The 746-nt window shown below is 47.5% G+C and carries 2 protein-coding genes; one reads left to right on the forward strand and one right to left on the reverse strand.

Annotation, left to right across the window (positions count from 1 at the left end):
- Nucleotides 1–379, forward strand: a 379-nt coding sequence (locus tag R7R78_RS25985; protein ID WP_225474594.1) for a general secretion pathway protein GspB, incomplete at its 5' end; no start/stop codon positions are given.
- A 93-nt stretch (nucleotides 380–472) separates the two neighbouring features.
- On the opposite strand, the gene R7R78_RS25990 is transcribed toward R7R78_RS25985, so the two are convergent.
- On the reverse strand, nucleotides 473–746 hold a 274-nt coding region (locus tag R7R78_RS25990), incomplete at its 5' end, for a TIGR04211 family SH3 domain-containing protein (RefSeq protein ID WP_225474595.1).

Here is a 746-nt window from a genome sequence, read left to right on the forward strand (position 1 = left end):
AGCATCTACGCATCGTCGTGACGACTTAGGTTTGTCATTGGATGATCTAGACTTGTCTTCCTTGTCTCCAGATCTCGCCAAAAAAGTGGAAAATGCGCTGTCTCAAAACGATGCGCCGACTTCTGCGCCGTCACAGGTGAATGACTTGGAGCGCAATGCGCAGCAGTGGCAAGGACGTCTTCCGGCCCTTAATTTGCAAACGCATATGTATGCCAGTGACGCCAATCGTCGTTGGGTGAAAATCAATAACGTGGAGTATCACCAAGGGGATGTGGTGGATGGACAAGTGACGCTGAAAGAGATTCAGCCGCAGGCTGTCATTGTCGAATTCCAAGGTGAGCAAATCCGAATCCCTGCGCTTTACGAATGGGATGGTTAGTACTCTCGCGTGAAACCATTAGATAAGCAAAAGGCCACATGAATGTGGCCTTTTTCGTATCCGCTATGTGCAAACCGGTAGTTTGCGGGGCAGTTATGCCCAACCTGCAGGTGATTTCTTTCTGCGTGGAATGATATGAGGAAGAATCAAACCAAATAAAAGACCAAGGCCGGCTACACCGCCACCGTAAGTGAAGTACTTAAGCAGCATGTCATCTTTTTGTGTATCCAGCTTGGCGCGAAGTTCACGGTTTTCTGTTTCAACAGAAGTGAGCTGGTCGCTGATCTCAGAGTATTTTTTCTCTAGATCTGTAATTTGTTGGTTACGAGTTTCTAGTGATGTTACTAGACCCGCTTTCTCGGTATCA

It is taken from the genome of Vibrio sp. 2134-1, assembly GCF_033339495.1.